The 15,896-nt window shown below is 68.8% G+C and carries 15 protein-coding genes; 9 read left to right on the top strand and 6 right to left on the bottom strand.

The features are described 5' to 3' along the window. Positions 1-41: 41 nt before the first annotated feature. Positions 42-1,076, bottom strand: a complete 1,035-nt coding sequence (gene bioB, locus ARC20_RS15435) for a biotin synthase BioB (RefSeq protein WP_057648713.1) — start codon at positions 1,074-1,076, stop codon at positions 42-44. Positions 1,077-1,282: 206 nt separating this feature from the next. Between bioB and ARC20_RS15430 the strand changes: the two genes are divergently transcribed. Beyond that, a complete protein-coding gene (locus tag ARC20_RS15430; protein WP_057648712.1) occupies positions 1,283-1,636 on the top strand; it encodes a hypothetical protein in 354 nt (117 codons plus the stop codon). 6 nt (positions 1,637-1,642) lie between these two features. Here the strand turns inward: ARC20_RS15430 and ARC20_RS18045 are convergent, their stop codons facing one another. Further along, on the bottom strand, positions 1,643-2,563 hold the full coding sequence (locus ARC20_RS18045; RefSeq protein ID WP_057648711.1) for an AraC family transcriptional regulator: 921 nt from the start codon (positions 2,561-2,563) through the stop codon (positions 1,643-1,645). 118 nt (positions 2,564-2,681) lie between these two features. Between ARC20_RS18045 and ARC20_RS15420 the strand changes: the two genes are divergently transcribed. Beyond that, the gene (locus ARC20_RS15420) at positions 2,682-3,542 is read left to right on the top strand and encodes an oxidoreductase (RefSeq protein ID WP_057648708.1); all 861 of its coding nucleotides are present in this window, start codon (positions 2,682-2,684) and stop codon (positions 3,540-3,542) included. 25 nt (positions 3,543-3,567) lie between these two features. Here ARC20_RS15420 and ARC20_RS15415 read toward each other — a convergent pair whose 3' ends face one another. Together ARC20_RS15415 and ARC20_RS15410 are read right to left on the bottom strand one after the other, a co-directional pair. Further along, positions 3,568-4,332 carry a LytR/AlgR family response regulator transcription factor gene (locus ARC20_RS15415; RefSeq protein ID WP_057648706.1) on the bottom strand — a complete coding sequence of 255 codons (765 nt, stop codon included), beginning with the start codon at positions 4,330-4,332 and terminating at the stop codon, positions 3,568-3,570. Then, entirely contained in the window at positions 4,329-5,441 is a 1,113-nt protein-coding gene (locus ARC20_RS15410) for a sensor histidine kinase (protein WP_057648704.1), read from the bottom strand. Before ARC20_RS15410 ends, ARC20_RS15415 begins: the two co-directional genes overlap by 4 nt. A gap of 183 nt (positions 5,442-5,624) precedes the next feature. Here ARC20_RS15410 and ARC20_RS15405 point away from each other — a divergent pair, with 183 nt between their 5' ends. Then, positions 5,625-6,053 (top strand): hypothetical protein, encoded by a 429-nt coding sequence (locus tag ARC20_RS15405; protein ID WP_057648700.1) that lies wholly within the window; start codon positions 5,625-5,627, stop codon positions 6,051-6,053. Between the two features lie 63 nt (positions 6,054-6,116). Here ARC20_RS15405 and ARC20_RS15400 read toward each other — a convergent pair whose 3' ends face one another. Both ARC20_RS15400 and ARC20_RS15395 read right to left on the bottom strand, forming a co-directional pair. Next, positions 6,117-8,345 (bottom strand): polysaccharide biosynthesis tyrosine autokinase, encoded by a 2,229-nt coding sequence (locus tag ARC20_RS15400; RefSeq protein WP_057648699.1) that lies wholly within the window; start codon positions 8,343-8,345, stop codon positions 6,117-6,119. A gap of 39 nt (positions 8,346-8,384) precedes the next feature. Next, entirely contained in the window at positions 8,385-8,822 is a 438-nt protein-coding gene (locus ARC20_RS15395) for a low molecular weight protein-tyrosine-phosphatase (RefSeq protein WP_057648697.1), read from the bottom strand. Positions 8,823-9,060: 238 nt separating this feature from the next. On the opposite strand from ARC20_RS15395, the gene ARC20_RS18565 reads away from it, so the two are divergent. The 6 genes from ARC20_RS18565 (at position 9,061) to ARC20_RS15365 (ending at position 15,876) form a co-directional block, all read left to right on the top strand. Then, positions 9,061-9,426, top strand: a complete 366-nt coding sequence (locus ARC20_RS18565) for a hypothetical protein (RefSeq protein WP_057648695.1) — start codon at positions 9,061-9,063, stop codon at positions 9,424-9,426. Between the two features lie 92 nt (positions 9,427-9,518). Continuing rightward, complete coding sequence (locus ARC20_RS15385) at positions 9,519-10,613, top strand: polysaccharide biosynthesis/export family protein (RefSeq protein ID WP_057648692.1); 1,095 nt, start codon at positions 9,519-9,521, stop codon at positions 10,611-10,613. Positions 10,614-10,622: 9 nt separating this feature from the next. Next, positions 10,623-11,348 (top strand): YjbF family lipoprotein, encoded by a 726-nt coding sequence (locus tag ARC20_RS15380; protein WP_237642609.1) that lies wholly within the window; start codon positions 10,623-10,625, stop codon positions 11,346-11,348. Beyond that, entirely contained in the window at positions 11,348-12,118 is a 771-nt protein-coding gene (locus ARC20_RS15375) for a capsule biosynthesis GfcC family protein (RefSeq protein WP_057648690.1), read from the top strand. The genes ARC20_RS15380 and ARC20_RS15375 overlap by 1 nt, the downstream gene beginning before the upstream one ends. Positions 12,119-12,126: 8 nt before the next feature. After that, a complete protein-coding gene (locus ARC20_RS15370) occupies positions 12,127-14,310 on the top strand; it encodes a YjbH domain-containing protein (protein WP_237642608.1) in 2,184 nt (727 codons plus the stop codon). A gap of 219 nt (positions 14,311-14,529) precedes the next feature. Further along, positions 14,530-15,876 (top strand): undecaprenyl-phosphate glucose phosphotransferase, encoded by a 1,347-nt coding sequence (locus ARC20_RS15365; RefSeq protein WP_237642607.1) that lies wholly within the window; start codon positions 14,530-14,532, stop codon positions 15,874-15,876. Positions 15,877-15,896 lie beyond the last annotated feature (20 nt).

Raw genomic sequence — 15,896 nt, 5'->3', positions numbered from 1 at the left:
CCCCCTGCCGCCCGGGGGACCGGGCGGCAGGGGGCGGGCGGTCAGGCCGCCTGGCCGCAGCGCTCGGCGCAGGTGATGTCGGCGTGGACCGTGCCGGGGTGGTCGTGGTCGGCGGCGTCCACCTCGATGGCCATCGGGCGCAGGCCCAGGCGTTCGAACAGCGCCATGTCGCGCTCGGTGTCCGGGTTGCCGGTGGTCAGCAGCTTCTCGCCATAGAAGATGGAGTTGGCGCCGGCCATGAAGCACAGGGCCTGCAGCTCGTCGCTCATCGCCTCGCGGCCGGCCGACAGGCGCACCATCGAGCGCGGCATGGTGATGCGCGCCACGGCGATCATCCGCACGAACTCGAACGGGTCCAGCTGCTCGGTGCCGTGCAGCGGGGTGCCGGCGACCTGCACCAGGCGGTTGATCGGCACCGAGTCCGGATGCGCCGGCAGCGTGGCCAGCGCCAGCAGCAGGCCGACGCGGTGGTCGCGGGTCTCGCCCATGCCGACGATGCCGCCGCAGCAGGTCTTCAGGCCGGCATCGCGCACGTGGCCGAGCGTGTCCAGGCGGTCCTGGTACTGGCGGGTGTGGATGATGGAGTCGTAGAAGTCCGGCGAGGTGTCGAGGTTGTGGTTGTAGTAGTCCAGGCCGGCGTCCTTGAGCGCCTGGGCCTGACCGGCGTCGAGCATGCCCAGGGTGGCGCAGGTCTCAAGACCCAGCGCCTTCACCTCGGCGATCATCGCCGCCACCTTCGGGATGTCGCGGTCCTTGGGCGAGCGCCAGGCCGCGCCCATGCAGAAGCGCGAGGCGCCGGCGGCCTTGGCCTGGCGGGCCTTGGCGACGACGGCGTCGGTTTCCATCAGCTTCTGCGCCGACACGCCGGTGTCGTAGCGCTGGGCCTGCGGGCAGTAGGCGCAGTCTTCCGGGCAACCGCCGGTCTTCACCGAGAGCAGCGTGGAGACCTGCACCTCGGCCGGGTCGAAGTGTTCGCGATGCACGCCGGCGGCGCGGTGCAGCAGCTCGGGGAACGGCAGCGAGAACAGGGCGTGCAGTTCCTCGGCGCGCCAGTCGTGGCGGAGTTCGGCGGACATCGGCTTACCTGGCAGTCGGCGGCTTGGGAAGCGGCGCAGTCTGGTCGGCGGGGGCAGGGCTGTCAACCGTACTTGATAGTCTGGAGTTGACGGTGCCGGCGGCCGTGCGGCCTTTTGAATAAGGTCATGGCGGCAGGGAATTTCCGCGCGCCACGCCGATCTGGTGTCCTGTGCCGCATCCGCCCCCGCCCCGATGGTGCCCGGCCATGCATGCCCTCTACCTGAGTGCGACGCGCACCTTCTTCAGCCAGTGGAGCCGGCGCAGGGCGCTGGCGTTGCGGGCCGATCGCCGGCTGGCGCTGGGCGAGCTGGCCCGGCTGGAAGTCCACGTCGGCGAGATCCGGAGCGTGCTGCGTTCCGGCGGCGCGTTCGAGCTTTCCGATGCGCTGCGCGGCCATGCGGCCCGCTTCGAGGCGATGGCCAGCCGTTTCCTGCGCGAGGCGCTGCCGGGGCGCCACGACGACCGCGCGGGTTGGCGGCAACTCCACCAGCGTGCGCAGGATCTCAACCGCGAATACGCGCAGACTCGCGACGAACTGGCCGACGGCGCGGCGGACTGAGCCGCGTCACCAGGCCGGATAGGCCAGCGCGCCCGATTCGGCGCGCAGCTGCGCCACGTCCCGGGCCGGTGGCAGGCCGAACTCGCGCGCGTATTCGCGGCTGAACTGCGAGGGGCTGTTGTAGCCCACCGAGAACCCGACGCTCGCCGCGTCGCTGCCTTCCACCAGCAGGCGCGAACGCGCTTCCTGCAGGCGGATGCGCTTCTGGTATTCCAGCGGCGTCATGCCGGTGACCGACTTGAAGCCGCGATGCAGCGAGGATTCGCTCAGCGCGGCCAGTTGCGCCAGTTCGGCGATGCGCAGTGGTTGGTGGTAGTGGCGGCGGATCCACCCGGCCGCGCGCGCGACCTGGGCGCTGAGGCCACGGCCCTGCACGAGCCCGCGCACCACCGCGCCATGCGGGCCGGTGAGCAGGCGGTAATGCAGTTCGCGCGCAATGAGCGGCGCCAGCACGGGCGCGGCCTCGGGCTGGTCGAGCAGGCGCAGGGCGCGCACGGCCGCGTCGAGCAGGTCGTGGGCAACCGGCTGCAGGTCCACCATGCCGACCTCGGGTGCGGCGCGCGCCGGCGCCGGCTCGGGCAGCGTGAGCAGCAGTTCCGCCAGCAAGGCGGTATCCAGCGCGAAGCCCACGGCCAGGTAGGGCGATGCGGCGCTGGCGCGCACGATCTCGCTAGCCACCGGCGCGCTCATCGTCACCACCAGCGAATCGGCGCGACCGAACGCCAGCGCGCGCTCGCCCATGACGATGCGCTTGGCGCCCTGGCTGACCAGGCAGAACATCGGTTCGGCGACCACCGAGACGACCGGGCTGGGGCGGTCGGCGCGCACCAGCATCGCGCCGGGAAACGCGGCGAACTCGCCGGGCCGGGCGTGGCGATGGATCAGGTCGGAAAGCTCGTCCAATGCGAGCGTGGTACGCGTGTCCACGGGGGTGGGGCCGGTGGAGGAGGTGGGCAGGATTGTGCAAGAACGCTCCGGAATCGGTCTACCGCGCCCGGCGGGGTGGCGCCTACCTTGGCCGTACGTTCCCCACAGGAGTGTGGCCATGTCCACCAACCCCACTGATCGCGTCATCCCCACCTGGTTCATCACCGGCGCCAACCGCGGGCTCGGCGCGGCCATCGCGCGCGCAGCGCTGCGCGCCGGCTTCAACGTCGTCGCCGCGGCGCGTCGGCCGGCGTCCGTCGAGGCGGCGCTCGGCGGTGACCATGCCGGGAAGTTGTTCGCCGTGGCACTGGATGTCACCGATGCGGCGCAGGTCCGGCAGGCGGTCGATGGCGCGCTCGCGCGATTCGGTCGCATCGACGTGCTGGTGAACAACGCCGGCTACGGACAGCTTGGTCCGTTCGAGGAGATCGCCGACGAGGCCATCCGCACGCAGTTCGACACCAACGTGTTCGGCCTGATGCAGGTGACCCGTGCGGTGCTGCCGACGATGCGCGCGCAGCGGGCCGGCCAGATCTTCAACATCTCCTCGGTGGGCGGACTGGCGGGCTTTGCCGGCGCGTCCGTCTACTGCGCCAGCAAGTTCGCGGTACAGGGCTTCTCCGCGTCGCTCGCGCCGGAGCTGGCGCCGTTCGGCATCCGCGTCACCAGCGTTTCGCCGGGCTTCTTCCGCACCGACTTCCTGGACAACAGCTCCATCCGTTATGGCGACCAGGGCGTGGCCGACTACGCCGATGCCTCCTCCGCACTGCGCTCGCAGTACGACGGCTACAGCCACCAGCAGGCCGGCGACCCGGACAAGCTCGCCGATGCGTTGCTCGCGGTGGCGGCCGATCCGCGGCCCACGGTGCACTTCGTGGTGGGCGCCGATGCGATGGATATCACCCGCCAGGAGCTGGACCGCGTGCAGGCTGACATCGCCACCTGGGCCGACACGTCGGCGGCCACCGCGCACGCCTGAGCCCGCGGCCGGTGGCAGCGCGACGTCATTCGCTGCCGCCGGTCGTCACCAGGCGCATGAACAGCTCGTGCTGGTACCGGCTCATGCGCAGCTGCTGGCCGGTATCCAGCGTGAGCACGTGGTGGCCGTTGAACCACGGATGGATCTCGCGCACGCGCCGCACGTTGACGATCGCCGAGCGATGCACGCGGGCGAACCGGCGCGGATCCAGCCGTGCCGCCAGCGCCGACATGGTCTGGCGGACCTCGTGCGTGGCCTCCTTCAGATGCAGCTCCACGGTGTTGCGGTTGGCGCGGATCCACACGATGTCATCGACCGGTACCAGCACCACGCGGTCGTCCACGCGCACGGGTACGCGCTCCAGGTAGTCCTCGCGGCGACGCAACGCCTCCAGGGCTTCGGCGACGCGGCGCGGATCGTCGGCGCCGCGGCCGAGTCGCTCGCGCACGCGTTGCAGGGTCTGCGCGAAGCGTTCGCGGCTGAAGGGTTTGACGAGGTAATCGACCGCGTTCGCTTCAAACGCCCGGACCGCATATTGCTCATAGGCGGTAACGAACACCGTGGCAGGCAGCTGCGCACCGAGCGTGGCGGCGACTTCCAGCCCGGTCATCTCCGGCATCTGGATGTCGAGGAACACCAGGTCCGGCGAATGCGCGCGGATCGCGGCCAGTGCCGAAGCGCCGTCGCCGCATTCGCCGACGATCTCGATGTCGGCATGCTCGCGCAGCAGCCGCGCCAGCGCATGCCGGGCGATGGGCTCGTCGTCGACGATGAGCACCGACAGGCTCATGCCGGCACGTGCTCCGGGGCGTCGTCGAAGGCTTCGATTTCATGCGCGGGCAACCGCAGCCGGCAGGCGACGCCGCGCGGCCAGGTCACGTCCAGCCGCAGCTCGGCGGCCTCGCCGTAGAGCTCGCGCAGGCGCAGCCGGGTGTTGGCCACGCCGATGCCGTGCCCTTCCTGTTCCGGGTGCGGCGACTGTTCGGATTCCAGCACGCTGTTGCGATTGCGTACTTCGATGCGCAAGGTGTCGCCCTCGCGGGTGGCCTCGATCTCCACGCAGTCGCCGCCGGCATGGCGGCCGATGCCATGGCGGATCGCGTTCTCCACCAGCGGCTGGAGGATCAGGCTGGGCACCGCGCAGTCGAGCGCCTGCGGGTCGATGTACATGCGGGTGTCGAGGCGCTCGCCGTAGCGGCGGCGCTGGATGCCCAGGTAGAGGTCGAGCAGTTCCAGTTCGCGCCGCAGCGGGATCTCCTGGCCGTCGTATTCCTCCAGGAACGCGCGCAGCAGTTCGCTCAGGCGCAGCAGCATGTCCTCGGCCGAGCGCTTGTCCTCGTCGAGCAGGGTGACGATGGCGTGCAGCGTGTTGAACAGGAAATGCGGCTGCAGCTGGGTCTTGAGCACCTGCAGGCGCGAGCGCGCCAGTTCGGTCGACAGGCGCGAGGCTTCTATCTCGCGGCGCGTGCTCTCGCTGCGGTAGTGCAGCGCCTGCTGCACGGCGAGCAGCGCGAAGTAGGTGAACATGCCGATGGCGAAGTGCCTGCCGATGAACTGGACCAACTGGTCGCCGAACTCGCCCGCGCTGACGATCGCGCCGACCACCATCGCCATCAGCGTGAGCGCGAAAGACAGCACGAAGTGGCGGCCCAGCGAGCGCAGGCGCAGGGGACGCGGCAATGGCCAGCGTTCGCCGAAGCGGAATACCAGCGGCGCGAACGCGGCCCAGGTGTACCACTGGATCGCCGACCAGCGCAGGTAATCGAATGGCGACCACACGTTGTCGTGGAGCAGGGCGTCTTGGAACAGACCCTGTGTCGCGAAGACCACCACCACGAGGGTCCATAGCCCGAGGTAACGGGCTAGCGGGACTTCGGTCTGCCCCAGGCGGATGTTCATGGCGGCGGCTCCTCCAGGTCGTGCGGCATCGTAAGCACGCGGGGCGGGGGCGGGAAAGTGACCGGCTCCGGACTACGTTTCGTCCCGCCGCCACGACGATCCGTCCCGCTTCCGTTCCCTGCGCGGGTCGATCGCGCGCCAGATGCGCGCAAGGCCTCGCGTCCGCGCGGCCGACCCGACCGAATGGAGATCGCCGTCATGCGCCCGAGCCTGTTCCCGCTGTGCCTGTCCTGCCTGCTGCCGATGGCGGCGATCGCCGCCCCGCCGCGCTACGTGCAACTGGTCAACCATGCCGACGACAGCATCATCTCGATGCAGGTTGCGCCGCATGCGAGCGCGTCGTTCACCGAAGTGCCGCTTGACGACCGGCTGCGGGGCGGTGGCGACAGCCAGACCGTCGCGCTGCGGCGCCAGGGCTGCCGCTACGATCTGCGCTTCGCCTTTGCCGATGGCCGCACGCTGCGCTACGAGGACGTGGACCTGTGCCGCTACGGAAAGGTGGGCATACGCGCGCTGCCACGCGACGCGGCGGGCGATGCGTTCGTCGTGCGCTGGGACGGGGCGAAGGCCGCCGAGCCGGTCGCCGTGGTGGAAGGCGAAAGCGAGCGTTGATGCATGGCGGAAACAAAAAGGGGCGCCTCGCGGCGCCCCTTTGGATGCATCGGCGTGGAAGCCTCAGGCTTCCTTAGCGCTGTACTCGTAGTAGCCGTAGCTGTAGTAGCCGGTGGCGCGCTTCTCGACCGCGTTGAAGATCGCACCCTTCACCTGCACGCCGTTCTGCTCGAAGCGCTGCATGGTCAGCAGGATTTCCTTCGGCTGGTTCAGGCCGAAGCGCGTGACCAGCAGGCTGGAGCCGGCATGGGTGGCGACCAGCGCGGCGTCGGTCACGGCCAGGATCGGCGGGGTATCGACGATCACCAGGTCGTACTCGCGGGCCAGTTCTTCCAGCATCTGCTGGAAGCGCGGGTGCATCAGCAGTTCGGCCGGGTTCGGCGGGATGTCGCCGCGCACGACGTAGTGCATGTTCTCCAGGCCGTCCACGGCGTGGATCGCCGCGCGCACGTCCAGCTTGCCGACCAGCACGTCGGACAGGCCCTGCGTATGGGTCACGCCCAGCACCTTGTGCAGGGTGCCCTTGCGCATGTCGGCGTCGATGACCAGCACCTTCTGGCCGCCCTGGGCGATCACCGCGGCCAGGTTGGCCGAGATGAAGGTCTTGCCCACGCCGGGGCGCGGACCGGAGATGGCCAGGATGTTGTTCTTCGCTTCGAGCATGGCGAAGTGCAGGCTGGTGCGCAGGCTGCGCAGCGCCTCCACCGCCAGGTCGGCCGGCGCGGCGGCGGCGAGCAGGTGCGAGCGGCCGTCGGAGACGATGCGCTGCTGGCCGCTGCGGGTGCGCTTGAGCTTGGGCAGGGCGCGCGAATCGCTGAGCGGGATGGCCGCGTAGACCGGCAGGCCGAGTTCCTCGATCTGCGCGGGGTCTTCGATGCCGGGGTTGAGCATGCGCTGGAGGAAGACGGCGCCGATCGACAGGAACGCGCCGAGCAGCAGCGACACCAGCACCACCAGCGCCTTGCGCGGCTTGACCGGCTCGCTGATGTCCACCACCGCCGGGTCGACGATGCGCACGTTGCCGACGGTGCCGGCCCGGGCCACGTCCAGCTGCTGCGCCTGGTTGAGCAGGGCGGTGTACAGCTCGTTGCTGACCTGCAGGTCGCGGGTGAGGCGCAGCAGTTCCTGCTGGGTGTCCGGCAGGGCGTTGACCTCGCGGCGGAAGCCGTCCTTGCGCGATTCCAGGTCGCCGATCTGCTTGAGCAGCGCGCGGTAGGCAGGGTGTTCGCGGGTGTAGCTGCGATCCATCTCCGCCTGCTTCAGGCGCAGCTGCTGGATGCTGGTCTCGACGGCGACTTCCTGTTCCAGCAGGCCCTTGGTCTGCATGGTGATGTCGACCGAATTGGCGCGCGACTGGTAGGCGGCCATGGCGGCCTGTGCGTCTTCCACCTGCTTGCGCACGGAAGGCAGCTGGTCGCGCACGAACTGCAGCTGGGCGGCGGCGTCGGCCGAGCTGCGCTCCACGTTCTGGCGGACGTAGGCTTCGGCCACGTTCTGCACGAGGGCCTCGGCGCGCAGCGGGTCCTTGTCTTCGTAGGTGATCTGCAGGATGCCGGATTCCTTGCCCTGCTCCTCCGCCTTGATCTCTTCCTGGAGCTTGGCAATGGCATCAAGGCGGCGGCTGCGCACCACCTCGAAGCGGGTGCCGGGATTGGCGCGCAACGAAGCTACTTCCAGCGTGGTGGTGCGTCCCTTCACAGGCACGCCAACCTTGCCGCGCAGCAGTTCCTCGCCATCGTTGTCGTAGAGCACGAAGCTGTCAGGGGATTCGCCCACTTCCAGCGTCATGGACTCGTCGATCAGCGCGGGCGGGACCTCCAGCTTGTGGATCTCCAGCGTCTCGCCACCCCAGCCGTAGCGGGACATGCCGAAGCTCGGGGGAGCGAGCTCGTCAGGGGACTTCGCCTCGAAGCGCCGGGCGAGGAAGCCACCGATGAGCGGGAAGCGCTTGGGTTCGACTTCGGTATCGAGGTGGAGGTTGTCCACGGCGGTACCCACGACGGTGCGCGAGGTCAGCAACGCCACCTCGGTGGTGGCCGCCGTGCTGCCGCTGCCGGTCAGCGAGGTGAGATCAGCCAGGCCCGGGATGCTCGGCATCTTGGATTCGACCTGCACCATCGCTTGTGCCTGGTAGATCGGCGAGGCGAGCAATGCATAGGCGGTACCCAGTACCAGGAACACCAGCGTGGTGGCGATGATCCACCACTTGCGATCGACGAGAACGCCGAGCAGTTCGCGCAGGTCGATTTCGTCTTCATCGCGGTTGGTCCGCGTACCGGTTTGCTTGGTCATGGCTTCTGGCTTGGTTCTGACGCTGACGCCTTGCGGCGATTACTTGATGTGGGGTGCCCAGCGGGCGACGGCGCTGTCGATCAGTCCGTAGACATGCTCGAAGGCGATGCGCTGCTGGCGATACGGGTCCGGCACCTCGCGGTTCTCCCACTTGCCCAGCAGGAAGGTCTTGCCGCTGACCTGGGGGACTTCGCGGGCGATGCGTGCCTGGTGGGACTGTTCCATCACCAGGATCAGGTCGGCCGCGGCCAGCACCGAAGGCGTGGCTTGGCGTGCCCGGTGCCCATCCGGATCCAGGCCGGCCTCGCGCAGCAGTTCCGCGGCGGTGGCATCCATGGGACGGCCGACCAGGGCCTGCAGCCCAGCCGAAGAGACTTCCACGCCGGGACGGGCGCCCACGTGGTGGCGCATGAGGACCTCGGCGGTGGGACTTCGGCAGATGTTGCCGATACAGACGAACAGCACTTTCCTGAACACTACGACCCCTGTTTACGCGCATGCGTCTTCCGCTGACGCTTCCCCCTTGCCGGCCCAGGTAAAGCGCCGGACAAGCGGCGCAGTGTACCTGAAGCGCTTGACCCCGCGATGTCAGATTCGCTGACATTCGTCGCATATCCCAACTTTTCACGGTTGTAGGGGTTTTCCGGAATTGACATGACACCGGGATGACACCTAATGTTCATCCGCTACTCACTTTTCTGGATGGGGATCCCTCATGAACATGAAGTTCTCGCTGGCCGCCGTGGCCGCCTTTGCCTTCCTGGGCGCGCAGTCCATGGCTTTTGCCCAGACTGCGGCCCCCAAGCCCGCCACCGAAGCCACCCAGGACGGTGCGGCCGCCGGTAGCGGCGGTGCCACCGCCGGTGGCGTCAGCACCACCACTCTGGTCGTCGGCGGCGTCATCGCCGCGGGCGTGATCGCGGCGGCCGCCAGCGGCGGCAGCGACGGCCACGGCAACGACAGCAGCGGCGGCAACGACGGCGGCGGCAATGGTGGCGGCGGCGGTGGCGGCACGGGCGGCACCGGCGGTACCGGTACCACCGGCACCACGGGCAGCACCGGCACCACCGGCACCAACTAAGCCTGCGCTAGTAGTCCTGACAGCCCGTCGGGGACGACCCGGCGGGCTTTTTAACGGCTGCCGCAACAGCAGCCGCTTGTATCGGAACGAAGATGAACCCCTTGCGCCCCTTCGCCATCGCCCTGGTGGCGATGTCCTGCCTGTCCGCCTGTGTCTGGTCGCCCGGACAACATTTGGCCAAGACCGCGCCCGGCCCGGCGCAAATCCGTACGGAAGGCAACGACCAGATCGATCTGGTCGCCATTACCCCGAAATTGATCGCCATGGACCGCGCCGCGCGCGGTGACAATGGCATTCCGGATGCGCTCACCGCGTACGCACCGCAGCCCTATCGCATTGGCGCGGGCGACATCCTGTACATCACGGTCTGGGAACATCCCGAGCTCACCGTGCCGGCGGGCCCGCAGCAGGCGCTCAATGCCGCTGGCCGTTTGGTCCAGGGTGACGGCACGCTGTTCTATCCCTACGTGGGCAAGCTCACCGCGGCCGGCATGACGCCGAACCAGCTTCGCGACGAACTCGCTGCCAAGCTCGCGCGCTACGTCGAATCCCCGCAGGTCGACGTCTCGGTGCTCACCTACGCCAGCCAGCGCGTCTGGGTGACCGGCGCGACCGCGCGTTCGGCCGTGGTACCGCTCACGGTGGTGCCGCTGACCTTGAACGATGCCGTCAGCAACGCCGGCTTCAACCCGGCCGAGGCCGACCTGTCCGGCGTGCGCCTGACCCGCGACGGCGTGACCTACTCGCTCGACCTGACCTCGCTGGGCGGCAATCCGATCTACCTGAAGGCCAACGACCACATCTACATCCCGTTCCTGGATGCGAAGGAAGTGTTCGTGGTCGGCGAGGTGAACCTGCCGGGTGCGCAGAACTTCAAGACCGGCAGCATCAGCCTCAGCCAGGCGCTGGGTCGTTCGCGCGGGTTGGCGCAGTCCACGTCCGATGGCAACGCGGTCTACGTGATCCGCGGCAGCCATGACCTGGAGCAGGCGCCGTCGGTGGTGTACCAGCTCGAGGCGCGCTCCCCGGCCGCCTTCGCCGTGGCCAGCCAGTTCGAGCTGCTGCCGGGCGACGTGGTGTTCGTCGGCGCCGCCGGCATCACCCGCTGGAGCCGCTTCGTGACCCAGCTGCTGCCGTTCTCCGGCATCCTCAGCAACGCGGCCAGCGCCACGTCGGACCTGAAGTAAGGGATCGCCTTGCAGTACCCGAGCGATCCCCTGCGTGGCGGCGCGCCAGCGCCCGCCAGCGCCCCCGGTACGCCCGCCTTCGGCGGGTGGCGGTGGCGCGTGGCGTGCGTGTGCGCGGCCGCGCTGCTGATCGGCGGCTGCAACTCCGTTTCGCTTACCGGCTTCCAGACTGCGCGCACGATCCTGCGCGGCACGCCGGATCCCACGCCCGACGCCGCCGCCGTGGCGGCCAACCCGTATGCGCAGCTGCGCGTCGAAGGCGGTGGCATCCGCGCCCTGATGTTGCTGGGCAACGACGATGCCGGCCGCCTGTCGTGGTTCGCCGGCAGCCACGTGGTGTTCCTGCGCGATGGCCAGCTCGCCGGTACGCAGGGCTTGTCGGTCGACCTCGAGGACATGCGCATCGAGGGCGACAACCCGTTCGAGCACCTGCAGCAGGTCGGCGACCGGCCGGTGGTCGTGCAGCGCCGTTACGACTGGCGCGCCGGCTACCGCTTCGGCGTGCCGGTCACCGGTGAACTGGTGCGCGGCGAGCTGGAACAGGTCGACATCCTGGGCACGTCGCATGCGCTGGTGCGTTACGACGAAACGCTGAGCGGCCCCGGCGTGCGTGCGCGCAACGTGTACTGGGCCGAAGCCGACACCGGCTATATCCGCAAGAGCCGGCAGATGATCGCGCCCGGCGCGGAACTCGAGATCGTCGTGCTCAAGCCCTATCGCGGGAGGGCACGCTGATGCGCTTGCGCGCCTGCCTGCTGGGCCTGTTGCTGGTGCATGCGCTGCCGTCGATGGCGGCCAGCGTGGACGTGCAGGTGGCCGGCGAAGTACGTCAGCCCGGCACGATCCGGCTGCCGGCCGGAAGCCGTTTCGCGGATGCCGTGCTGTCGGCGATGCCGGACCCGCAGTCCAGCTATCCGCTGGCCGCCGCCGCCCTGCGCGTGCAGGCCGAGCCGGCGCAGCGCCGCCTGAAGGCGGGGTTGTTGTTCGACCTGCAGGCGTTGGCTGAAGCCCGCGACAGCGACGCGCGATTGCGCGCGCGCTCGGAAGCCCTGCACCGTTGGGTGCAATCGCTGCCGGTGACCGGTCGCGTCATGGGCCAGCTGGATCCGCGGCGGCTCGAGGCCGATCGTGCGAGCAACCGCGTGCTTGCCGCGGGTGATCGCTTCATCTATCCGCCGCGGCCGACGACCGTCACTGTCGTGGGTGCCGTGGCGCAGTCGTGCACGCTGAAGCACGAGGCACTGCGCGATGCGCGGGCCTACCTGCGCGATTGCGCACCCGATGCCGACGCCGACCCCAACGCACTGTTCGTGATCCAGCCCGATGGGCAGGTGCAGCAGCTGGGCATCGCCGCCTGGAATCGCGGCGAGCCGCAGTCACTGGCGCCGGGTGCGGTGGTCTACGTGCCGCTGGACGAACGCCTGCTGCGTGGCCAGGCCGATACCTTCAACGAAGACCTCGCGGCGTTCCTCGCCACGCAGGTCTTGCCCGTGGCCACGCCATGAGCCGGCGGATGCTTTCATCTCGCGTGGTTCCGGCGCTGAGCCTGCTCGCGCTGGCGATCAGTGGCCAGCTCCATGCGCAAGTCGCGCCGACGCAGGGCGAATGGGGCGGCACGGGCCTGCTGCAGACGCCCGTGGCGCGCATGGCGCCCGAGGGTGAGCTGAGCTTCACGGCCAGCCATGTCTCGCCGTACAGCCGCTACAACCTGTCGCTACAGCCGTTCCCGTGGCTGGAAGCCTCGTTCCGTTACATCAACGTGGCGGGCGTGCCCTATGGCCCGGAATGGCTCAGCGGCGACCAGAACTACAAGGACAAGTCGGTCGATTTCAAGCTGCGCCTGTGGAAGGAAAGCCGCTGGTTGCCGGATGTCGCCTTCGGCATGCGCGATCTGGGCGGCACCGGCTTGTTCTCGAGCGAGTACATGGTGCTCAGCAAGCGTTTCGGGCCTGTGGATGCGAGCCTGGGTGCGGCCACGGGTTATCTGGGCAGCAACGGCGACTTCGAGAATCCCCTGGTCGCCATCGACGATCGTTTCAAGACGCGCCCGCAAGTCGAGCGCGCCGGCCAGCTCAACAGCGATGCCATGTTCCGCGGTCCGGTCGGCGTGTTCGGCGGTATTGCCTGGCAGACGCCGTGGGAGCCGCTGCTGGTCAAGGTGGAATACGACGGCCACGACTACGACCAGGAGCCGCGTGTAAAGCGCCTCAAGCAGGATTCGCGCATCAATGTCGGCCTGCACTACCGCGTCACGCCGGGCTTGCAGCTGGCGGTGGGCTGGGAGCGCGGCAACGAACTGATGGCCGCGGTGACTTTCCGCGGCAACCTGGCCACCGCGCAGCGCCAGCCGCGTTGGCTGGATCCGCCGAAGGAGCCGCTGCGCCCGCGTGAGGCCGCTCCGGCGGCACCGGCACCCGAGCGCGCTGCATCGGCCGCCGCGGCACAGCCGTGGGCACCGGATCGCCAGCGCGATGCCGCCCTGCGGCCCGGCGAGTCGTGGAATGACGTGGCCGAGCGCCTCAATCGCAACGCCGGCATCAACGTCAGCCAGATCGAGGTCGGCGAGCACGAGATCATCGTGCGCGGCGAGCAGGGCCGCTATTTCTATACGCCCGAAGGGCTCGGCCGCGCCGCCCGCGTCCTGGACAACAGCACCACCGCCGATATCGACTGGTACAGCGTGGAGTACACCCGCCTGGGCCTGCCGATTGCCCAGAGCAGCGTGTCGCGTGAAGCGCTGGAGGCCTACGACCGCCGCGACATCGATCTGTCCACGCTCTCGCGCCATGTCGAACTGAACCGCCCGGGCAGCTCGCGCGCCGGCGACGTCGTGTACGAGGCCAAGCCGCCCCGCTTCAGCGGTGGCTTTGCCCCGGGCTACGGCCAGATCATGGGTGGCCCGGATGCCTTCATCCTCTACCAGGTGAGCCTGAATGCCTCGGGCAACTGGTCCTTCACCCCCGGCACCTGGTTGACCGGCACGGTGAGCGGCAACCTGCTCAACAACTTCGACAAGTTCCGCTACGACGCGCCCAGCAAGCTGCCGCGCGTGCGCACGGACCTGCGCCTGTACGCCACCACCGCCGACATCACCCTGCCGAACTTCCAGCTCACCACGGTGCGCGCGTTGGGCCCGGACCTTTATGGCATGGCCTACGCGGGCCTGCTGGAGCCGATGTACGGCGGCGTCGGTGGCGAAGTGCTGTACCGCCCGTTCGGTGAGCGCTGGGCGTTCGGCGTGGAAGCCAACTGGGTGCAGCAGCGCGATTACGACCAGCGCTTCGATTTCCGCGATTACCGCATCGCCACCGGCCACGCGACGTTCTACTACGCCTTCGGCGGCGAGCAGCGCGTGCAGGCCTGGGCCTCGGCCGGCCGTTACCTGGCCGGGGACTGGGGCGCGACGCTCAACCTGACCCGCATGTTCCGCAACGGCGTGACCATGGGCGCCTATGCGACCAAGACCAACGTCTCGGCGGCGGATTTCGGCGAGGGCAGCTTCGACAAGGGCATCTATGTCTCGGTGCCGATGGATTTCCTGCTGCCGCGCTCCAGCCGCGCCCGCGCGACCCTGCTCTGGAACCCGCTGATCCGCGACGGCGGTGCCCGCCTGGCGCGCAAGTACACGCTGTACCCCATGACCGGCGAGCGCAACGGGGACTTCTTCTTCGACAACGTCGGGTACATCGACCCATGAGCGCGACCCCGACGATTGGCACTGGTGAACGCTCGCTCATTTGCTATGCTTGGCGAACTATTCGCCAAGTCGAAGTTTCATTCCTGCCCGCGACGGCAGGTCGGCCTGGCTGCTCGGATGCACGGATAGGTTAGGGGGAAAGCCATGTGGTACATGCCGTTCCGGCTTCAGCTCGGGACCCGCGTCGGTTCGACCAACAAATTCGCGACGGCCTTTGTCGTGCTCTTGCGCCTGGGCGATCCGCTCGTGCTCATCGCCGGCGCGCTGGCGGCCCATGCCATTCGTTTCGGCAACCTGCAGCTGCCCATGGAATATGGGCGGCTGGTGTGCATCACCGTGCTGTTCGCGCTGCTGGTGCTGGGTGCCTCGCCGCTCTACCGCAGCTGGCGTGGCCGCAGCCTGCTGGCCGAAGCCGCCCAGCTGCTGCTGCAGTGGGTGGTGATCTTCGGCGGCCTGCTGGCCTACGCGGCGGCGATCCAGGTCACCGATGACGTCTCGCGCCTGTGGCTGGGCGGCTGGTTTGGCGTCAGCTTCGCCGGTGTGCTCGCGCTGCGCCTGGTCGTGCGTGCCGGCGCCGCCTGGGTGCGCGCGCATGGCATGGACCTGCGCAGCGCCGTGATCGTCGGCGCCAACCCGGATGCGCAGCACATCGTCAACACGCTGCGTGCCAATGCCTGGGCCGGCATCGACGTGCGCGGCTGGTTCGCCACCTGCGCCGACCGCGGGCAGCTCGAGGGCGTGGGCGCGCTGGGTGCATTGGATGCCCTGGGCGAATACGTCGAGCGCCACGGCATCGACCAGGTATGGATCGCGCTGCCGATGAGCGAGCAGGCGGAGATCGCCGCCTCGCTGGGCCAGCTCCAGCATGCGACGGCCGACATCAAGTTCGTGCCGGACATGTTCGGCATGCACCTGCTGAACCACTCGGTGGAACAGGTGGCCGGCCTGCCGGTGATCAACCTGCAGCAGACGCCGCTGCAGGGCAAGGCGCGCCTGTTGAAGGCCGTCGAGGACCGCGTGCTGGCGGCCGGCATCCTGCTGATGATCGCCCCGTTGATGGCGATGATCGCGGTGGCGGTGAAGCTCAGCTCGCCTGGCCCGGTGTTCTACCGCCAGGAACGCATGAGCTGGAACAACCGCACTTTCCAGATGCTCAAGTTCCGCTCGATGCCCGTCGATGCGGAGACCGGCAGCGGCGCGGTGTGGGCCAAGGCAGGCGAAAGCCGCGCCACGCGCGTGGGCGCCTTCCTGCGCAAGACCAGCCTGGACGAACTGCCGCAGTTCATCAACGTGCTCAAGGGCGACATGTCCATCGTCGGCCCGCGGCCGGAACGCCCGGTGTTCGTGCACAAGTTCAAGCACGAGATCCCTGCGTACATGAAGAAGCACATGGTGAAGGCCGGAATTACCGGCTGGGCCCAGGTGAACGGCTGGCGCGGCTCGACGGACCTGCACAAGCGCATCGAGTGCGACCTGTTCTACATCGAGAACTGGTCGCTGTGGTTCGACATCAAGATCGTGATCATGACCCTGTTCAAGGGGTTCGTGCACAAGAACGCGTACTAGGTCTGGCCATGCAGTACGGG

It is taken from the genome of Stenotrophomonas panacihumi (assembly GCF_001431645.1).
Classification (GTDB): domain Bacteria; phylum Pseudomonadota; class Gammaproteobacteria; order Xanthomonadales; family Xanthomonadaceae; genus Stenotrophomonas_A; species Stenotrophomonas_A panacihumi.
The sequence above is the reverse complement of the archived record's forward strand: the minus strand, read 5'-3'. Positions and strand labels throughout refer to the sequence as shown.

What these genes read in the sequence shown, in the direction of transcription:
- ARC20_RS15370 (WP_237642608.1), top strand. Translation starts at nt 12,127, where the DNA reads ATGCTTTCATCTCGCGTGGTTCCGGCGCTGAGCCTGCTCGCGCTGGCG.
- ARC20_RS18565 (WP_057648695.1), top strand. Translation starts at nt 9,061, where the DNA reads ATGAACATGAAGTTCTCGCTGGCCGCCGTGGCCGCCTTTGCCTTCCTG.
- ARC20_RS15385 (WP_057648692.1), top strand. Translation starts at nt 9,519, where the DNA reads ATGAACCCCTTGCGCCCCTTCGCCATCGCCCTGGTGGCGATGTCCTGC.
- bioB (WP_057648713.1), bottom strand. Translation starts at nt 1,076, where the DNA reads ATGTCCGCCGAACTCCGCCACGACTGGCGCGCCGAGGAACTGCACGCC.
- ARC20_RS15400 (WP_057648699.1), bottom strand. Translation starts at nt 8,345, where the DNA reads ATGACCAAGCAAACCGGTACGCGGACCAACCGCGATGAAGACGAAATC.
- ARC20_RS15405 (WP_057648700.1), top strand. Translation starts at nt 5,625, where the DNA reads ATGGAGATCGCCGTCATGCGCCCGAGCCTGTTCCCGCTGTGCCTGTCC.
- ARC20_RS15375 (WP_057648690.1), top strand. Translation starts at nt 11,348, where the DNA reads ATGCGCTTGCGCGCCTGCCTGCTGGGCCTGTTGCTGGTGCATGCGCTG.
- ARC20_RS15410 (WP_057648704.1), bottom strand. Translation starts at nt 5,441, where the DNA reads ATGAACATCCGCCTGGGGCAGACCGAAGTCCCGCTAGCCCGTTACCTC.
- ARC20_RS15415 (WP_057648706.1), bottom strand. Translation starts at nt 4,332, where the DNA reads ATGAGCCTGTCGGTGCTCATCGTCGACGACGAGCCCATCGCCCGGCAT.
- ARC20_RS15420 (WP_057648708.1), top strand. Translation starts at nt 2,682, where the DNA reads ATGTCCACCAACCCCACTGATCGCGTCATCCCCACCTGGTTCATCACC.
- ARC20_RS15430 (WP_057648712.1), top strand. Translation starts at nt 1,283, where the DNA reads ATGCATGCCCTCTACCTGAGTGCGACGCGCACCTTCTTCAGCCAGTGG.